The following is a 15,441-nucleotide window of genomic DNA, read 5'->3' as shown; positions in this document are numbered from 1 at the left end:
GACATGACGACGCAGACAACACAGACGACCCACAGGGCGCACGTGACGCACGAGACCCGGATGCCGGCGTCCGCCTCCGCCCCCGCCCCCGTGGCCGGCAAGACGCGCCTCGACTTCGCCCGGTCCGCCCCGAAGGTCTTCCGCGCTCTCATCTCCTTCGACGCCGCCGCCCGAGAGAACCTCGACCCGGCCCTCGTCGAACTGATCCAGATCCGCGCCTCGCACCTCAACCACTGCGCGTACTGCCTCCACATGCACACGAACGACGCCCGCAAGGCCGGTGAGAGCGAGGACCGGCTGCACATGGTCGCCGTGTGGCGCGAGGCCCGCCACTTCTTCACCGAGAAGGAACAGGCGGCCCTCGCACTGACCGAGGCGGTGACCTTGGTGGCCGACGGCGGCGTCCCGGACGACGTCTACGCACAGGCGGCGGCCCACTTCGACGAGCCGGAACTGGCCCAGGTACTCGCTCTGATCTTCGCGATCAACACGTGGAACCGGGTCGCCCTGTCGACGGCGAAGGTGGCCGGAACCGACGAGCGTTAGCCGCCCGCACCCCGACGTCACAGGCCCCGGCCGGTCAGGCACGCGGTTGTCGGCTGATCGGCCACCCGGCTCCGGGCTGGTCGGCCACACGGCCCCCGGCTGGTCGGCCCACGCAGCCACCGACCGGTCAGCCCACACGGCCCCCGGAGGTCAGCCCACACGGCCCCCGGAAGGTCAGTCACACGGCCATCGGCCGGTCGTACGGCCCGATCGGCGCGGGCAACCGCGAACTCCCCGTGAGGTGACGGTCGACCGCCGCTGCCACGGCCCGTCCCTCCGCGATCGCCCACACGATCAGCGACTGCCCGCGGGCGGCATCCCCCGCCGCGAACACCCCGGGCACGTTCGTGGCGAAGCCCGCGTCCCGCGCGATCGTCCCGCGCGGTTCCAGCTCCAGCCCCAGCTGGTCGATCATCCCGTCCGCCCGGTCCGGCCCGGAGAAGCCGAGGGCGAGCAGTACGAGGTCGGCGGGGAGCGTCCGCCCGGTGCCCGGCACCGGGCGGCGCTGGGCGTCCACCTCTACCAGGTGCAGCGACCGCACGTGCCCGTCCGCGTCACCGGTGAACCGCAGCGTGGACGCCGCGAACAGCCGCGCGTCCGCGTCCGCCTGCGGAGCCGTGCGCAGATCGCGGGCCTCCTCGTGCGCGGCCGACAGCCGGTAGATCCGCATCGGATACGTCGGCCAGGGCTCGGTGTCCTCGTCGCGTTCCGTGCCCGGCTGGGCGTAGATGTCCAGCTGGGTCACCGACGCGGCCCCTTCCCGGACGGCCGTGCCCAGACAGTCGGCACCCGTGTCGCCACCGCCGACGATGACGACGTGCTTCCCGGCGGCGGACAGCGGGGACGTCTCCAGGTCTCCCTCGCACACCCGGTTGGCCAGCGGCAGGTACTCCATCGCCTGGTGGATGCCCGTCAACTCCCGCCCGGGCACGGGTAGTTCACGCCAGGCCGTGGCGCCCGTGGCGATCACCACGGCGTCGTAGCGGGCCCGCAGCTCGGCGGCCCCGACGTCCCGCCCGACCACCGTCGACGTACGGAACTTGGTCCCCTCGGCTCGCATCTGCTCCAGCCGCCGCTCCAGATGGTGCTTCTCCATCTTGAACTCGGGGATGCCGTACCGCATCAGCCCGCCGAGCCGGTCGTCCTTCTCGTACACGGCGACCGTGTGCCCCGCCCGGGTCAGCTGCTGCGCCGCCGCCAGCCCGGTGGGCCCCGAGCCGATCACCGCGACCGTCTTCCCCGACAGCCGGTCCGGCGGGCTCGGCGGCGCGAAGCCCTCCTCCCAGGCCCGGTCGGCGATGGCGCACTCGACGTTCTTGATGGTGACGGCCGGCTGGTTGATGGCCAGCACGCAGCCCGTCTCACACGGTGCCGGGCACAACCGGCCGGTGAACTCCGGGAAGTTGTTGGTGGCGTGCAGCCGGTCCGCCGCCGCCCGCCAGTCCTCCCGGGAGACCAGGTCGTTCCACTCGGGGATCAGGTTGCCCAGCGGGCAGGCGTCGTGGCAGAAGGGGATGCCGCAGTCCATGCAGCGGTCCGCCTGCTTGCTGATGATGGGCAGCAGCGCCCCGGGGACGTACACCTCGTTCCAGTCCCGGATCCGTTCCTCGACGGGCCGGCGCGGCCAGTCCTGGCGAGGCGTGGTCATGAAACCCTTGGGATCGGCCATGGCCGTCTTCCTTGCGTACGCGTGTGGCAGGCCGTGCGTCGTCGGGCGGCACTCTTTCGAACAACTCTTTCGGACACGATACGTGGCCTCGGGGACGTGCGCAGAGCCCCCGGACAGCGCTTTCCCCCAGGTTCCCGCAGGTTCTCCCGGAATCCCCCAGGTTCTGCCACGCCTCGGCCCTGGGCCTACGTCGTGCCCTCGGCCCCGTCGTCCCGTCGTGCCCTCGGCTCACGCCGTGCCCTCGCCCTCGATCAGGTGAGCGCCAGCATGTACGCCACCGCCGCCCCGGCCGAGGCGACCATGCGGACGTGGTTCCACATCGTCCACTCGCGCACGTACGCCGGCCAGTACGCGGCCGCCTCCGCGGTACCCGGGTCCAGCTTGAGCAGCGCGTCGTTGCGCGGCACGTTCGCGACCATGGTGACCCCGAACGTGCCGAACAGGTACAGCGCGCTGCCCACCAACAGCTCCACGGTGCCCTCGTCCGGCCACAGCACGAACGTCACCACGGCGATCACCGCACACAGCACCGCCGAGCCGACGAAGAGGAGCATGAACGCGGGCGTCACGGCGGCCCTGTTGATCGCGTTCATCGCGGCGACGCCCTGCGCGGGCGGCAGCGCGGCGAGTGCCCGCATCACGAAGGCCGAGAACCCGCAGAAGACTCCCGCCACCAGCCCGGTCCCGAGCACGCCCAGCACCGCCAGCACGAAGTACGGTCCCTCGATCATTGAAGCATCAACTCCCGCCCGTCGAGCCGAGATCCTGCCCGGCGCCCGTCCGTCACCACAAGGGAAATCCTGTACGAGCACAAGTGACCATGGCCGAGAGGCGCGCGTGCATGCGCGGGCGTGCAGGAGGGGCGGCGCCCGGCCCGGCGAGCCGTGGTGGGCCGGGGCAGCTGGTGAGGGCTGAGCGCGAGAGGGCCGGGCTCCCTCCCGCCGTCAGCCCGCCTCAGCCTCGCCTCCCGCCGCCCGCCACCCCCTCAGCACCGTCTGCACGGCCGCCGCGATCCGCCGCCGCGCCTCCTGTCGCGGCACGCCGTTCATCAGCAGCCGGTCGTACGGCGTGTCCAGATGCCGTACGGACGCCACGACCGCCGAGGTGACCGCCCCTTCGGTCAGCGCCCGTCCCGCCGCGCTCCGGCCCACCCGCCCGCTGCCCCGCACCGAGGCGTGCGCGGCGATGTCCCGTGCGCGCTCGGCCGGGCACCCGGGAAACAGCCGCCGTAGCTCCGCCGCGAACGCCTCCGCGAACCGCGCGTCCTGAGCCGCCCGCCGCCGCGCGTCCCGTGCCCGCCGCCGACGTCTGGCCTCGGCGTCCGCGAGGCACCGCTGCTCGGCCCGCGCGAGTGCCGCCTCCTCGACCAGGACGCCCTGCCGCTCGTACCGGCTCCTGCGCCGGTTGAACCGCACGACCACCGCCGACAGCCCGCTCTCCTCCCGCGACCTGCGCGTCAGGGCCGTGTCGCCGCGCGGCAGGAACACCAGATGCCCGAGGTCGGCACAGCCCAGGCAGCGCGGCACACCGTCCTCCATGACGAGCAGCGGCAGCGGCCCACGACGGCACACGGAACAGTGCCGCTTCTTGAGGGGCTGGTAGACCAGAAGTCCGTTGCGAGGAGGGGACGTTGTGCGCGGTGCCATACGGGGTTCCTTCCCCTGGCGGGGGCACTGCACTACGTCATTGCCGCCGGAGCGGGGCGCCTCCCGCCCGGTCCCTGACGCATCATGGGCCGTGTGCGACTCGAAGCGATCACCTGGGACCGGCTCGGCGACCGGCTCGCCGAGCGCCTGCTCGACCTGAAGCCGGCCGACGGCAGCCCCTGGCCGCGCATCGCCTTCGACGGCGCCCCGGCCGCCCGCCCGGGCGACCTCGCCGAGCGCGTCTGCGAGGCGCTGCGCACGCGCGGCCGCTCCTCCCTCGTCGTGGGCACGGAGGGCTTCCTGCGCCCCGCCTCGCTCCGCCTGGAGTACGGCCGCCGTGACGTGGAGTCCTACTACAGCGGCTGGTACGACACCGGCGCCCTGTGGCGCGAGGTGTTCGGCCCCCTCGAACCCGGCGGTGACGGGCGTGTCCTGCCCGACCTGTGGGATCCGGCCACCGACCGCGCCACCCGCAGCCCCTACGTCCAACTCCCGCCCGGCGCCGTGCTGTTGCTGCACGGTCCCTTCCTCCTTCGGCACTGGTTCCCCTTCGACCTGAGCGTCCACGTCCTCCTTTCACCGGGCGCCCTGCGCCGCCGTACCCCCGAGGCCGAGCACTGGACCCTGCCCGCCTTCGAGCGCTACGACCAGGAGACCGACCCGGCCGGCACGGCCGACGTCCTGGTGCGGGCCGACGATCCCCGCCATCCGGCGTGGAACGGTTGAGTCGTCGTCCGCTTGGCGAGGCGGCAACCCCAAACCCCTTTCCATGTGCGTGCATATAATTATGCTGTGGCCATGACGACTTCCTCCGTCTCCTTCGACGACTCGGTCCGTGCCCTCCTCGACGGCAAGAACTTCGCCGGCGTGGCCACCCTCGGCCCCGACGGCGCCCCGCAGAACTCGGTGGTGTGGATCAAGCGCGAGGGCGACACCGTGCTCTTCTCCTCCACCGACGGACGGCAGAAGGTGCGCAACCTTCGCCGCGACCCCCGCATCAGCCTGTCGGTCTTCGACCTCGCCAACCCCTACACCTCGGTCGAGATCCGCGGCACCGCCGAGATCCTCCCGGACGAGGGCAAGCGCCTCCCGCACGAGCTCTCGCACAAGTACCTCGGCATCGACCCGCCCGCGGAGAAGGAGGGCGAGGTCCGCGTGATCATCCGCGTCCTACCGCGCAAGATCGTGGGCTTCTCGGCCTGAGCGCCTCGGCTTCGAAGGCCCCTCTGTCCGAGCACCCGCTCCGGGTGCGTGTGCCGGGCGGCGCGGTGAGAATGAAGGGCGCCGGGACTCGTGGTGCGTCCCGCGCCGCGCCGGCCCGTCGGCACCGGGAGGTACCGCATGACCACCGCCCGAGACATCATGCACCGCGGCGCCCAGTGGATCCCCGCCCACCAGACCCTCGACCGCGCCGCCCAGCTGATGCGCGAACTGGGCGTCGGCGCCCTGCCCATCAGTGACGCGGACGAACGGCTCTGCGGCATCCTCACCGACCGCGACATCGTCGTCGGCTGCGTCGCCATGGGCCGCGACCCGGCCGAGGTCACCGCGGGTGAGATGGCACAGGGCACACCGCGCTGGATCGACGCGGACGCCGATGTCAGCGAGGTGCTCCACGAGATGCAGGCGCACCAGATCCGCAGGCTCCCCGTCATCGAGAACAAGCGCCTGGTCGGCATGATCAGCGAGTCCGATCTGGCCCGGCACCTGAGCGAGGACCAGATCGCCCACTGGGCCGAGAGCGTCTACGCCAGGACCTCGCCTCACTGACCCACTGACCGACTGACCCCACCCCGCTCGGCACGCCCCCGCGGATGGACGGCCGGGCGTCAGAGCCAGCCGTTGCGCCGGAAGCCCCGGTACAGCGCCAGACAGGCGACGGATATCACGCCGATGACCATGCCGTAGCCGTACCGCCAGTGCAGCTCCGGCATGTGGTCGAAGTTCATGCCGTACATCCCGCACACCATCGTCGGCACGGCCACGATCGCGGCCCAGGCCGTGATCTTCCGCATGTCCTCGTTCTGCGCGACCGTGACCTGCGCGAGGTGCGCCTGCAGGATCGAGTTGAGCAGTTCGTCGAAGGCGGCGATCTGCTCCTTGGCCCGCAGCAGATGGTCCGAGACGTCGCGGAAGTAGGCCTGTATCTCGGGGTCGACCACCCGTATCGGCCGGGTGGCGAGGTCCTCGAGCGGGCGGCTGAGCGGCACCACGGCCCGCTTCAGTTCGAGCAGTTCGCGCTTGAGCTGGTAGATGCGCCCCGGATCGGCCCGCGCGCCGTTCTCCGCGAACACATCCGTCTCGACCTGGTCGATGTCGGCCTGTACCGCGTCCGTGACGTTCAGATAGTCGTCGACCACGAGGTCCGCGATCGCGTGCAGCACCGCGGCCGGTCCCTTGGCGAGTTGCTGGGGGTCGGACTCCAGCTCCTCGCGCAACGGACCCAGTGAGCCGTGCCGTCCGTGCCGCACCGTGATCACGAAGTCCTGGCCGACGAACACCATGATCTCGCCGGTGTTCACCACCTCGCTGGTGGCCGTCAGCTCCTCGTGCTCGACGTAGCAGACCGTCTTGAACACCGCGAAGAGCGTCTCGCCGTACCGCTCCAGCTTGGGGCGCTGGTGGGCCTCGACGGCGTCCTCCACCGCCAGCGGATGCAGGTCGAAGAGCTCGGCGATGCCCGCGAACTCCTGGTCGGTCGGCTCGTGCAGGCCGAGCCAGACGAAACCGTCACCGCTCTTGCGTATCCGCTCCACCGCGTCGACCAGATCGTCGCGCGCCGCGGCCCGGACGCCGTCCCGGTACGTCACGCAGTTCACCACCGAGGAGCCCAGCGGGGACCGGGCCGGGTGACTCAGATCGACGCGCTGGCGCCGCTGGGCCAGCCGAGCCACCTTGCGGAGGCCGCCGACCCTGCCAAGGCCCGTGACCTTCCGCAGGTTCCCTGCCATGGACATATGGATCTCCTCGCCCGTGCTGGTGCGCCCTGGCGCGCCAGTCTGCCAGGCCGACGTGAGCTGCGGGTAAGCCTGTGGAAACGGCAAGTTCCGCTTTGTTCCCGCCTGTGGACAACGCCCCGGCCGCGCCCCGGCCGCCCGAAGACTTCGACGCTGCCGGTGGCCGTACGTTTCGTCATACCGGAGCGTCGACCACTTCTCACACCGGAGCGTCGACCACTCTGGACAAGTAGGACAAATGGGATGATCGACCCATGATGCGAAGCGACGGATACCTCCTCGACGACCGGCAGACCGAGACGGCGGAGCGCTGCAACGCTTTCGCCGCCCTCTTCGATCCCACGACGTTCCGGTATCTCGAAGCCCTCGGCATCGGCCCCGGCTGGCGCTGCTGGGAGGTCGGTGCCGGGGGCACTTCCGTGGTGTCCTGGCTGGCCAAGAAGGTCGGCCCGACCGGACGGGTCCTCGCGACCGGCGCCGACGTCGCGAAGCTCGCACCGGTCGCCCGCCCGCCGGTCGAGGTACGCGTGCACGACATCGGCACGGAGGAACCGCCGAAGGAGGCCTTCGACCTGGTGCACGCCCGACTCGTCCTCGCCCATGCGCCGGACCTGGAACGGGCGTTGCGGTCCATGGTCAGGGCCCTGCGCTCCGGCGGACGTCTCCTCGTCGAAGACACGGACCCCGCCCTGCAGCCCCTGCTCTGCCCCGACGAGTACGGCCCCGAGCAGCAGCTCGCGAACCGGCTGCGGCACGGCGTGAGCAAGCTGCTCGCCGACCACGGGGCGGACCTCGCCCAGGGCCGCAGACTCCCGCGTCTGCTGAGGGAGGCCGGTCTGAGCCGCGTCCACGCCGACGCCTACTTCCCGATCGCCTCGCCGGCCTGCGACGCCCTGGAGTCCGCGACGATCCGTCAGTTCCGCGACCGTCTCGTCACCGCGGGCCTCGCCACGGAGCAGGACATCGACCGCCACCTCGCGAACGTCGCTTCCGGCACGATGGACCTGGCGAGGGCACCGATGATCTCGGCCTGGGGACGCAAGGCGTAGGCGGGCCGGGTACGTTGCCGCATGGGTGCCAGGATGGAGACAGGGGAGACCGGGGGGTGCTTCGTTCCGTGGCCGCTTCAGTCCGGCACCGGCGGCCGACCGCCCACCCGCTCCACCGCCAGCGCCCCCGCTCTGCACCCCTGCGCCGCCGCCTCCTCCGGCTCGGCCCCCGCGAGCAGGGCGGCGAGGAATGCGCCCGTGAAGGCATCCCCGGCGCCCGTGGTGTCCCGGGGCACGGCTGGAACGGCCGCAACGCGGGCGCGCACGACGCCGGACCGGGCGACCAGCGCACCCTGCTCGCCCTGCTTGGCGACCACGAGCGGGATGTGCCGACTCAGCTTGGCCGCCGCGTCCGCCGCATCGGGCAGCCCCGTGAGCAGACACGCCTCGTCACGGCTGGGCAGCAGGACGTCCACGCCCTCGACGAGCGCCAGGAAGCGATCGACGCCCAGCTCCACCAGGAAGCCGACCGACGCCGGATCCAGGCTCACGGGAACGCCACGCGCGCGTGCCGCTGCCAGGGCTACGGCCACCAGGGCACGGCTCGGCGCGGAGAACAGCAGGTAGCCCGACAGATGCAGCCGGGCCACTCCGTCGAGCAGCGCGTCCGACCAGTCGGCGGGATCGAGCCGCAGCGACGCGCCGCTGTCGGTGAGGAACGTCCGCTCCGCCGCGGCACCGGCGTCGACGAGGCAGATCACCGTCCCGGTCGGCGCCTTCTCGTCGACGACAAGAAGGGGCCGCACTCCGCAGGAGGCCAGCTCCCGCTCGTGCCAGGCTGCCGCGTCCGTGCCCACCCGCCCGAGCAGCCGCACCTCCCCAGCGCCCCAACAGGCCGCCCAGCAGGCCACGTTGGCGCCGGCCCCGCCCGGCAGCGTCCGGATGACGGCAGCCGTGTCCGTCCCCGCGGCGAGAGGCCCGCGATGCCGCGCGACGACGTCCGTGACCACATCACCGACGACCAGGAGGGCGCCGGTCCGCGCAGCTGACCGGGCTGTCCCGGTCACTTCCCGGCCCAGGCCGTCGCGATCCGCGCCGCCAGGCGTACGTTGCCGCGCACCGCCGCCAGGTTGGCGCTCAGGGACGCGCCGTCGGTGTGCCGCACCAGGTGGTCGAGCAGGAACGGTGTGACCGCCTGGCCGGTGACCCCTTCAGCCCCGCACGCGTGCAGCGCGTCGGCGAGCACGCGCGCGTGCAGCTCGGGATCGAGCTGCTCCTCCTCGGGGACGGGGTTGGCGACGATCAGCGCCGACTCCGGCCCGCCGAGCGCGTCCTGGGCCCGCATGACGTCCGCCACCTGCTCCGGCGTGTCCAGCGTCCAGTCCACGGGGTGCCCCGAGTCGGACAGGTAGAAGCCGGGAAAGCGGTCCGTGCCGTACCCGGCGACCGCGACCCCCAGCGTCTCCAGCCGCTGCAGCGTCGCCGGTACGTCCAGGATCGACTTCACGCCCGCGCACACCACCGTGATCCGCGTCCGGGCCAGCAGACCCAGGTCCGCCGACTCGTCCTGCGTCGCCGTCCACTCCCGGTGCACTCCGCCGAGCCCACCGGTCGCGAACACCCGGACGCCCGCCAGCGCCGCCAGCAGGGCGGTCGCCGACACCGTGGTCGCCCCGCTCGCCCCGGAGGCCACCGCGAGCGGCAGATCACGATGCCCCAGCTTGCGGATCCCGTCCTCGTTCGCGACCCGCTCCACCTGCTGCTTGTCCAGGCCGACATGGGGCCGCCCGTCCAGCACGGCGATTGTCGCGGGCACGGCCCCCTCCTGCCGTACGGCCGCCTCCAGCTCCAGTGCCACCTGGAGATTGCGCGGGCGCGGCAGCCCGTGCGCGATGATCGTGGACTCCAGGGCCACCACCGGCCGACGCGCGTCAACCGCCTCCCGCACCTCATCCGACACCACCAGCACCACGCGCCTGCCTCCTGTCTGTCGGTCTTCCCTCAATCTCTGGCGGGCCGCGCGCCGGGTCAAACCCTTGCGGGCCGTCGCGGACATCACCAGCCTGGAACACATGACCGACAACACGCCACGTCTCGACCACGTGGTCCTCTGGGTACGCGATCCGGTCGCCTCCGCCGACTTCTACGAGAAGGCGGTCGGCCTGGAGGCGATCAGGCTCACCGAATTCGCCGCGGGCGACGTGCCGTTCCCCTCCGTACGCGTCAACGAGGAGACGATCCTCGACCTCATGCCGCTGACCATGGCGGAACGCATGACCATGCTGCCCGGCGCCGCCGACAGCGCGGGACACCCCGTCAACCACGTCTGCCTGTCCCTGCCCGGCGGCGACTTCGACACCCTCCTCAGCCGTCTCCAGGAGCGCTCCATACCGGTCTCCGACCTGTCGTACGACTCCTTCGGAGCCCGCGGCAAGGCCAAGCGCAGCTTCTACTTCCGCGACCCCGACGGCAACGTCTTCGAGGCACGCCACTACGACTGACACGACCGGGGGGACGGGGACGGGGCGCCCGCCCTGCGCGCTTGGTCCCCCGACCCCCGCTTCCGCCCCCGGACCCTCAGGCTCCGGTCCCCGGGCCCTCAGAACAGCGGCTCGGGCAGGACCCCCTCCAGGGCCAGCAGCTTCCGCTTGGTCTCCAGGCCGCCCCCGAACCCGCCGATGCCGCCGCCGCTCTCGACGACCCGGTGGCAGGGCACCACCACCGGCAGCGGATTCGAGCCCATCGCCATGCCCACGGCCTGGGCGGCACCGGGCTGGCCGACCCGCCCGGCCAGGTCGCCGTAACCGACGACCGTGCCGTACGGGACGCCGGACGCCAGCTCGCGCAGGACCTCCCGGTGGAAGCCCGAGATCAGCGACCAGTCCAGCGGCACGTCGAAGTCCCGCCGCTCACCGGCGAAGTACGCCTCGACCTGACGTATCGCCTCCGACAGCAAGGGGGAGCCGGGCGCCTCGACGGGCTCGGTGCCCAGCCGGGACGCGAGCCGGTCGAGGGCCTTGTCGCGCACCGTCTCCGTGGCATGGAACACCACGTTGACCAGGCCGTCTCGGGTCGCGGCCAGGAGCAGCGGACCGATGCCGGTGCCGACGACGGTCCACACGACCTGCTGCTCGTACTGCCCATGGCTGTTCATGCGACCCACCGTACGACCCGCCACTGACAACGCCCCGGGCGGCGAGCCCGGCCCGCGTCCCGAGCCCGGCGAGAGGGGTCAGCCGCGCACCGCGTCCCGCACCACGTCCGGCTTGTTGGTGATGATGCCGTCGACGCCGTACCCGGCGACCCGCTGGGCGGTGGCAGCGTCGTCGACGGTCCAGGTGAAGACCTCCAGCGGCCTGCCGTGCGCTCCCGTGAACGTCCGGACGGCCAAGACGTAGCCCAGGGACAGGGAGCGGTGGGAGGGATTGATCTGGTCGGTGAAGGACGCGTACGCGGGCAGGTCCGACACGGACGGCGTACCGAGGAAGCCGGTCTTGACGCCGGGCTTGAGCGCGTGGACGGTGCGGATGCTGTCCGCGCTGAAGCTCTGCACGATCAAGCGGTTCGCCAGATGCCGCCGGTCGAGCCAGCCCTCGTTGCTGAGGACCTTGAGCGTCTGCCGCTCGATGCCGGGGTACAGGCCCGGGTTCTTGATCTCCAGCAGAAGCTTCTGGTGGTGGCGCTCGACGCGGTGCACGAACTGCTCCAGCGTCGGCACGCGCGCGCCCGAATAGGCCGGGCCGAACCAGCTGCCCGCGTCGAGGCGGGCGATCTCGGCGGCGGTGAAGTCCTTCACCTTCCACGGCGCCCGGTCGGGGAAGACCTCCTCGACGTTCGTCGTGCGCCGCAGGCTGTCGTCGTGGAGGACGACCAGTTCGCCGTCCCTGGTGCGCTGGACGTCGTTCTCCACCCAGCGGATGCCCAGCTCAGCCGCTTTGTCGACGGCCGCCAGCGTGTTCTCCGGCGCGTACGCGGCGGCGCCCCGGTGAGCGATGACCAAGGGCCACGCGCCGCTGTCGACGGCCCGGGCGGAAGAGGTGGGGAACAGGAGGGCGGCGGTCCCCAGGAGCGCGGTGGTGGAGGCAGCGACAGCGCGCGCGTGCATGCGTACTCCTCGCGACGAGCTCGGAAGGTCACGGACAGCTCAACTGTGACAGCAGAGGGTCAACAGCAGGGGAGTACACGATGGCCACAGATTGAATGGAGTCGCCCAACCCCGGTCACCGGTGCCGCACAACTGGGGCAAGGCCGTGTTTCTTTGCCGGAAAGTCGTTCGACCATTCCGGTGGGGGTCATACTCTCTGCGTCAACCCTGACCGCTCGTGCCTGACCGCTCGTGCGGTCCTGGGAGGGGGCGCACATCAGGAATTCGGGGATGTAAAGGGCGGGAAAGGCAGCCGCGCATGCAGGGCACGGTCGACGGATTCAGCTATGGCCTGGTCACACCGCTGGTGGCCTATCTCATGGCCTGCCTCGGAGGTGCCCTGGGCCTGCGCTGCACCACCAGATCCATGCTCGTCGCCCAGTCCTGGCGCCCCGGCTGGCTCGTCCTCGGCTCGACGGCCATCGGGTCCGGCATCTGGACCATGCACTTCATCGCGATGATGGGCTTCACCGTCAAGGAGACGCCGATCCACTACGACAGGCCGATGACCTTCGCGAGCCTGGCCGTCGCCATCGTCATGGTGGGCATCGGGATCTTCATCGTCGGCTACAAGGGCGCGCGCGGCACGGCCCTGTTCACCGGAGGCACCATCACCGGCCTGGGCATCGCCTCGATGCACTACCTGGGCATGGCCAGCATGCGCCTGGACGGAGAGCTGCAGTACAACACGGTCACCGTGGCCGCGTCCGTCGTCATCGCCATGGCCGCCGCCACCGCCGCACTGTGGGCGGCCGGACAGGTCAGGGGCTTTATGTGGAGCGTCGGCGCGAGCCTCGTCATGGGACTCGCCGTCAGCGGCATGCACTACACCGGCATGGCGGCCCTGAGCGTCCACCTCCACGGCACCGCCGACCCCTCCTCGGGAGACTCGCCCGCGGCCCTGCTGGCGCCCATGATGATCGGCCCGCTGGCCTTCCTCCTCCTCGCCGGCGTCGTGGTGATGTTCGACCCGCTGATGGTCATGGGAAAGCCCGCCGTGCTGCCCGCCGAGCAGAAGCCGGGCATACCCGCCCACACGGCCGTCCACCACCACTCCTCGTACCGTCTCCAGTTCCGCCCCCGCCGCCCCCAGGAACACCGCTCCCGCACCCCGCAGAACCGCTGATCCGGGCCGGTTGTCAGTGCGGGGTCGTACGGTGGATTCCATGCGGCCCGTTTCCCACATCGAACGCACGGTGGCGCCTTTCGAGGTCGTCAGCCCCTACCAGCCGAGCGGCGACCAGCCGGCGGCCATCGCCGAGCTGGCCAAGCGCATCCGGGCAGGTGAGAAGGACGTCGTCCTGCTCGGCGCGACCGGCACCGGCAAGTCCGCCACCACCGCGTGGATGATCGAGCAGCTCCAGCGCCCCACGCTGGTGATGGCGCCGAACAAGACGCTGGCCGCGCAGCTGGCCAACGAGTTCCGCGAGCTGCTCCCGAACAACGCGGTCGAGTACTTCGTCTCGTACTACGACTACTACCAGCCCGAGGCGTACGTCCCGCAGTCGGACACCTACATCGAGAAGGACTCCTCGATCAACGAGGAGGTCGAGCGCCTGCGCCACTCCGCGACCAACTCGCTGCTCACCCGCCGCGACGTCGTCGTGGTCGCCTCCGTCTCCTGCATCTACGGCCTCGGCACCCCGCAGGAGTACGTGGACCGCATGGTCACCCTCCGGGTCGGCGACGAGATCGACCGGGACGAGCTGCTGCGCCGCTTCGTGGACATCCAGTACACGCGCAACGACATGGCGTTCACCCGCGGCACCTTCCGCGTCCGCGGCGACACCATCGAGATCTTCCCGGTCTACGAGGAGCTCGCCGTCCGCATCGAGATGTTCGGCGACGAGATCGAGGCCCTGTCCACGCTCCACCCGCTCACCGGCGAGATCCTCAGCGACGACCAGCAGCTGTACGTCTTCCCGGCCTCCCACTACATCGCCGGCCCCGAGCGCATGGAGCGGGCGATCAACGGAATCGAGAAGGAGCTGGAGGAGCGCCTGGCCGAGCTGGAGAAGCAGGGCAAGCTCCTGGAGGCCCAGCGCCTGCGGATGCGCACGACGTACGACATCGAGATGCTCCGCCAGATCGGCACCTGCTCCGGCGTCGAGAACTACTCGATGCACTTCGACGACCGCCCGCCGGGCTCCCCGCCGAACACGCTGCTGGACTACTTCCCGGACGACTTCCTGCTGGTCATCGACGAGTCGCACGTCACCGTGCCGCAGATCGGCGCCATGTACGAGGGCGACGCCTCCCGCAAGCGCACCCTCGTCGAGCACGGCTTCCGGCTGCCCTCCGCCCTCGACAACCGGCCGCTGAAGTGGGAGGAGTTCCAGGAGCGCATCGGGCAGACGGTCTACCTGTCGGCGACCCCGGGCCCGTACGAGCTGTCCCGCTCGGACGGTGTCGTCGAGCAGATCATCCGCCCCACCGGCCTCGTCGACCCGGAAGTCGTCGTCAAGCCCACCGAGGGACAGATCGACGACCTGGTGCACGAGATCCGCAAGCGCACCGAGAAGGACGAACGCGTCCTGGTCACCACGCTCACCAAGAAGATGGCCGAGGACCTCACCGACTACTTCCTGGAACTCGGCATCCAGGTGCGCTACCTGCACAGCGACGTCGACACCCTGCGCCGCGTCGAACTGCTGCGTGAGCTGCGCTCCGGCGAGTTCGACGTCCTGGTCGGCATCAACCTCCTCAGGGAGGGCCTCGACCTGCCCGAGGTGTCCCTGGTGGCGATCCTCGACGCCGACAAGGAGGGCTTCCTGCGCTCCGGCACCTCCCTGATCCAGACCATCGGCCGCGCGGCGCGCAACGTCTCCGGCCAGGTCCACATGTACGCCGACAAGATCACCCCGGCGATGGAGAAGGCCATCGAGGAGACCAACCGCCGCCGGGAGAAGCAGGTCGCGTACAACAAGGAACGGGGTATCGACCCGCAGCCGCTGCGCAAGAAGATCAACGACATCGTCGCGCAGATCGCCCGTGAGGACATCGACACCGAGCAGCTGCTCGGCTCGGGCTACCGCAAGGCGAAGAAGGACGGCGGCGGGACCAAGGCCCCCGTGCCCTCCCTCGGCGGCAAGGCGGCAGGGGGCGCCAAGTCGGCCAAGTCCGCCAAGGGCAAGGCCAAGGCCAAGGAGACGGTGCCGACCGACCGGCCCGCGGCCGAACTCGCCGAGCAGATCGAGGAGCTCACCGCCCGCATGCGGGCCGCCGCCGCGGACCTCCAGTTCGAGATCGCGGCCCGGCTGCGCGACGAGGTCGCCGAGATGAAGAAGGAACTGCGGCAGATGCAGGAGGCGGGCCTGTCCTGACGGGCCCCGCGCGAGGCGCCGGTCCCCACCAGGGAACCGGCGCCTTCGAAGGCCCCACGAGCCCCGCGTCCATACGCACTGTGTTGCAAGACCGACACAAAGTGCGGACCTGGGTACGGCACTGTCAGTGCCCCTGCGTAGGGTTCTGGTCAACCGCGGCTTCGCGG

At 71.1% G+C, this 15,441-nt stretch carries 16 protein-coding genes; 8 read left to right on the top strand and 8 right to left on the bottom strand.

Annotation, left to right across the window (positions count from 1 at the left end):
- The first annotated feature begins 3 nt into the window (after nt 1-3).
- Nucleotides 4-546, top strand: coding sequence for a carboxymuconolactone decarboxylase family protein (locus ACYVMZ_RS00445; protein ID WP_461074263.1), 543 nt, complete (start codon nt 4-6; stop codon nt 544-546).
- Between the two features lie 178 nt (nt 547-724).
- Here the strand turns inward: ACYVMZ_RS00445 and ACYVMZ_RS00440 are convergent, their stop codons facing one another.
- The 3 genes from ACYVMZ_RS00440 to ACYVMZ_RS00430 form a co-directional block, all read right to left on the bottom strand.
- The gene (locus ACYVMZ_RS00440; RefSeq protein ID WP_461074262.1) at nt 725-2,215 is read right to left on the bottom strand and encodes a glutamate synthase subunit beta; all 1,491 of its coding nucleotides are present in this window, start codon (nt 2,213-2,215) and stop codon (nt 725-727) included.
- Between the two features lie 251 nt (nt 2,216-2,466).
- On the bottom strand, nt 2,467-2,946 hold the full coding sequence (locus tag ACYVMZ_RS00435) for an anthrone oxygenase family protein (protein ID WP_461074261.1): 480 nt from the start codon (nt 2,944-2,946) through the stop codon (nt 2,467-2,469).
- 213 nt (nt 2,947-3,159) lie between these two features.
- Nucleotides 3,160-3,861: a DUF2293 domain-containing protein gene (locus ACYVMZ_RS00430; protein ID WP_461074260.1), complete on the bottom strand. Its 702-nt coding sequence runs from the start codon at nt 3,859-3,861 to the stop codon at nt 3,160-3,162.
- Between the two features lie 93 nt (nt 3,862-3,954).
- Here ACYVMZ_RS00430 and ACYVMZ_RS00425 point away from each other — a divergent pair, with 93 nt between their 5' ends.
- From ACYVMZ_RS00425 to ACYVMZ_RS00415, 3 genes are all read left to right on the top strand, one after another.
- Nucleotides 3,955-4,587 (top strand): nucleoside/nucleotide kinase family protein, encoded by a 633-nt coding sequence (locus ACYVMZ_RS00425; protein ID WP_461074259.1) that lies wholly within the window; start codon nt 3,955-3,957, stop codon nt 4,585-4,587.
- Nucleotides 4,588-4,659: 72 nt separating this feature from the next.
- Entirely contained in the window at nt 4,660-5,064 is a 405-nt protein-coding gene (locus ACYVMZ_RS00420; RefSeq protein ID WP_461074258.1) for a PPOX class F420-dependent oxidoreductase, read from the top strand.
- 138 nt (nt 5,065-5,202) lie between these two features.
- Nucleotides 5,203-5,631 carry a CBS domain-containing protein gene (locus ACYVMZ_RS00415; RefSeq protein ID WP_461074257.1) on the top strand — a complete coding sequence of 143 codons (429 nt, stop codon included), beginning with the start codon at nt 5,203-5,205 and terminating at the stop codon, nt 5,629-5,631.
- Between the two features lie 59 nt (nt 5,632-5,690).
- Here ACYVMZ_RS00415 and ACYVMZ_RS00410 read toward each other — a convergent pair whose 3' ends face one another.
- A complete protein-coding gene (locus ACYVMZ_RS00410; protein WP_461074256.1) occupies nt 5,691-6,818 on the bottom strand; it encodes a magnesium and cobalt transport protein CorA in 1,128 nt (375 codons plus the stop codon).
- 254 nt (nt 6,819-7,072) lie between these two features.
- On the opposite strand from ACYVMZ_RS00410, the gene ACYVMZ_RS00405 reads away from it, so the two are divergent.
- Nucleotides 7,073-7,867 carry a methyltransferase domain-containing protein gene (locus ACYVMZ_RS00405; protein ID WP_461074255.1) on the top strand — a complete coding sequence of 265 codons (795 nt, stop codon included), beginning with the start codon at nt 7,073-7,075 and terminating at the stop codon, nt 7,865-7,867.
- A gap of 77 nt (nt 7,868-7,944) precedes the next feature.
- Here ACYVMZ_RS00405 and ACYVMZ_RS00400 read toward each other — a convergent pair whose 3' ends face one another.
- Both ACYVMZ_RS00400 and ACYVMZ_RS00395 read right to left on the bottom strand, forming a co-directional pair.
- Entirely contained in the window at nt 7,945-8,874 is a 930-nt protein-coding gene (locus tag ACYVMZ_RS00400; RefSeq protein WP_461074254.1) for a carbohydrate kinase family protein, read from the bottom strand.
- Complete coding sequence (locus ACYVMZ_RS00395) at nt 8,871-9,776, bottom strand: pseudouridine-5'-phosphate glycosidase (protein WP_461076253.1); 906 nt, start codon at nt 9,774-9,776, stop codon at nt 8,871-8,873. The genes ACYVMZ_RS00400 and ACYVMZ_RS00395 overlap by 4 nt, the downstream gene beginning before the upstream one ends.
- A 103-nt stretch (nt 9,777-9,879) precedes the next feature.
- Here ACYVMZ_RS00395 and ACYVMZ_RS00390 point away from each other — a divergent pair, with 103 nt between their 5' ends.
- Nucleotides 9,880-10,308, top strand: coding sequence for a VOC family protein (locus tag ACYVMZ_RS00390; RefSeq protein WP_461074253.1), 429 nt, complete (start codon nt 9,880-9,882; stop codon nt 10,306-10,308).
- 98 nt (nt 10,309-10,406) lie between these two features.
- Here ACYVMZ_RS00390 and ACYVMZ_RS00385 read toward each other — a convergent pair whose 3' ends face one another.
- Both ACYVMZ_RS00385 and ACYVMZ_RS00380 read right to left on the bottom strand, forming a co-directional pair.
- On the bottom strand, nt 10,407-10,961 hold the full coding sequence (locus ACYVMZ_RS00385; protein WP_461074252.1) for a methylated-DNA--[protein]-cysteine S-methyltransferase: 555 nt from the start codon (nt 10,959-10,961) through the stop codon (nt 10,407-10,409).
- A gap of 78 nt (nt 10,962-11,039) precedes the next feature.
- Nucleotides 11,040-11,912 (bottom strand): glycerophosphodiester phosphodiesterase, encoded by an 873-nt coding sequence (locus ACYVMZ_RS00380; RefSeq protein ID WP_461074251.1) that lies wholly within the window; start codon nt 11,910-11,912, stop codon nt 11,040-11,042.
- A 298-nt stretch (nt 11,913-12,210) separates the two neighbouring features.
- Here ACYVMZ_RS00380 and ACYVMZ_RS00375 point away from each other — a divergent pair, with 298 nt between their 5' ends.
- On the top strand, nt 12,211-13,077 hold the full coding sequence (locus ACYVMZ_RS00375) for an MHYT domain-containing protein (RefSeq protein WP_461074250.1): 867 nt from the start codon (nt 12,211-12,213) through the stop codon (nt 13,075-13,077).
- 40 nt (nt 13,078-13,117) lie between these two features.
- The gene (gene uvrB, locus ACYVMZ_RS00370) at nt 13,118-15,274 is read left to right on the top strand and encodes an excinuclease ABC subunit UvrB (RefSeq protein ID WP_461074249.1); all 2,157 of its coding nucleotides are present in this window, start codon (nt 13,118-13,120) and stop codon (nt 15,272-15,274) included.
- The last annotated feature ends 167 nt before the right edge of the window (nt 15,275-15,441 follow it).

Source organism: Streptomyces deserti (assembly GCF_054782695.1).
Note: the sequence above shows the minus strand (reverse complement) of the source record. Positions and strands in the feature narration are given on the sequence as shown.

Coding starts and splice junctions, on each gene's coding strand:
- ACYVMZ_RS00445 (WP_461074263.1), top strand. CDS start 4: ATGACGACGCAGACAACACAGACGACCCACAGGGCGCACGTGACGCAC.
- ACYVMZ_RS00440 (WP_461074262.1), bottom strand. CDS start 2,215: ATGGCCGATCCCAAGGGTTTCATGACCACGCCTCGCCAGGACTGGCCG.
- ACYVMZ_RS00435 (WP_461074261.1), bottom strand. CDS start 2,946: ATGATCGAGGGACCGTACTTCGTGCTGGCGGTGCTGGGCGTGCTCGGG.
- ACYVMZ_RS00430 (WP_461074260.1), bottom strand. CDS start 3,861: ATGGCACCGCGCACAACGTCCCCTCCTCGCAACGGACTTCTGGTCTAC.
- ACYVMZ_RS00420 (WP_461074258.1), top strand. CDS start 4,660: ATGACGACTTCCTCCGTCTCCTTCGACGACTCGGTCCGTGCCCTCCTC.
- ACYVMZ_RS00415 (WP_461074257.1), top strand. CDS start 5,203: ATGACCACCGCCCGAGACATCATGCACCGCGGCGCCCAGTGGATCCCC.
- ACYVMZ_RS00410 (WP_461074256.1), bottom strand. CDS start 6,818: ATGTCCATGGCAGGGAACCTGCGGAAGGTCACGGGCCTTGGCAGGGTC.
- ACYVMZ_RS00405 (WP_461074255.1), top strand. CDS start 7,073: ATGATGCGAAGCGACGGATACCTCCTCGACGACCGGCAGACCGAGACG.
- ACYVMZ_RS00390 (WP_461074253.1), top strand. CDS start 9,880: ATGACCGACAACACGCCACGTCTCGACCACGTGGTCCTCTGGGTACGC.
- ACYVMZ_RS00385 (WP_461074252.1), bottom strand. CDS start 10,961: ATGAACAGCCATGGGCAGTACGAGCAGCAGGTCGTGTGGACCGTCGTC.
- ACYVMZ_RS00380 (WP_461074251.1), bottom strand. CDS start 11,912: ATGCACGCGCGCGCTGTCGCTGCCTCCACCACCGCGCTCCTGGGGACC.
- ACYVMZ_RS00375 (WP_461074250.1), top strand. CDS start 12,211: ATGCAGGGCACGGTCGACGGATTCAGCTATGGCCTGGTCACACCGCTG.
- uvrB (WP_461074249.1), top strand. CDS start 13,118: ATGCGGCCCGTTTCCCACATCGAACGCACGGTGGCGCCTTTCGAGGTC.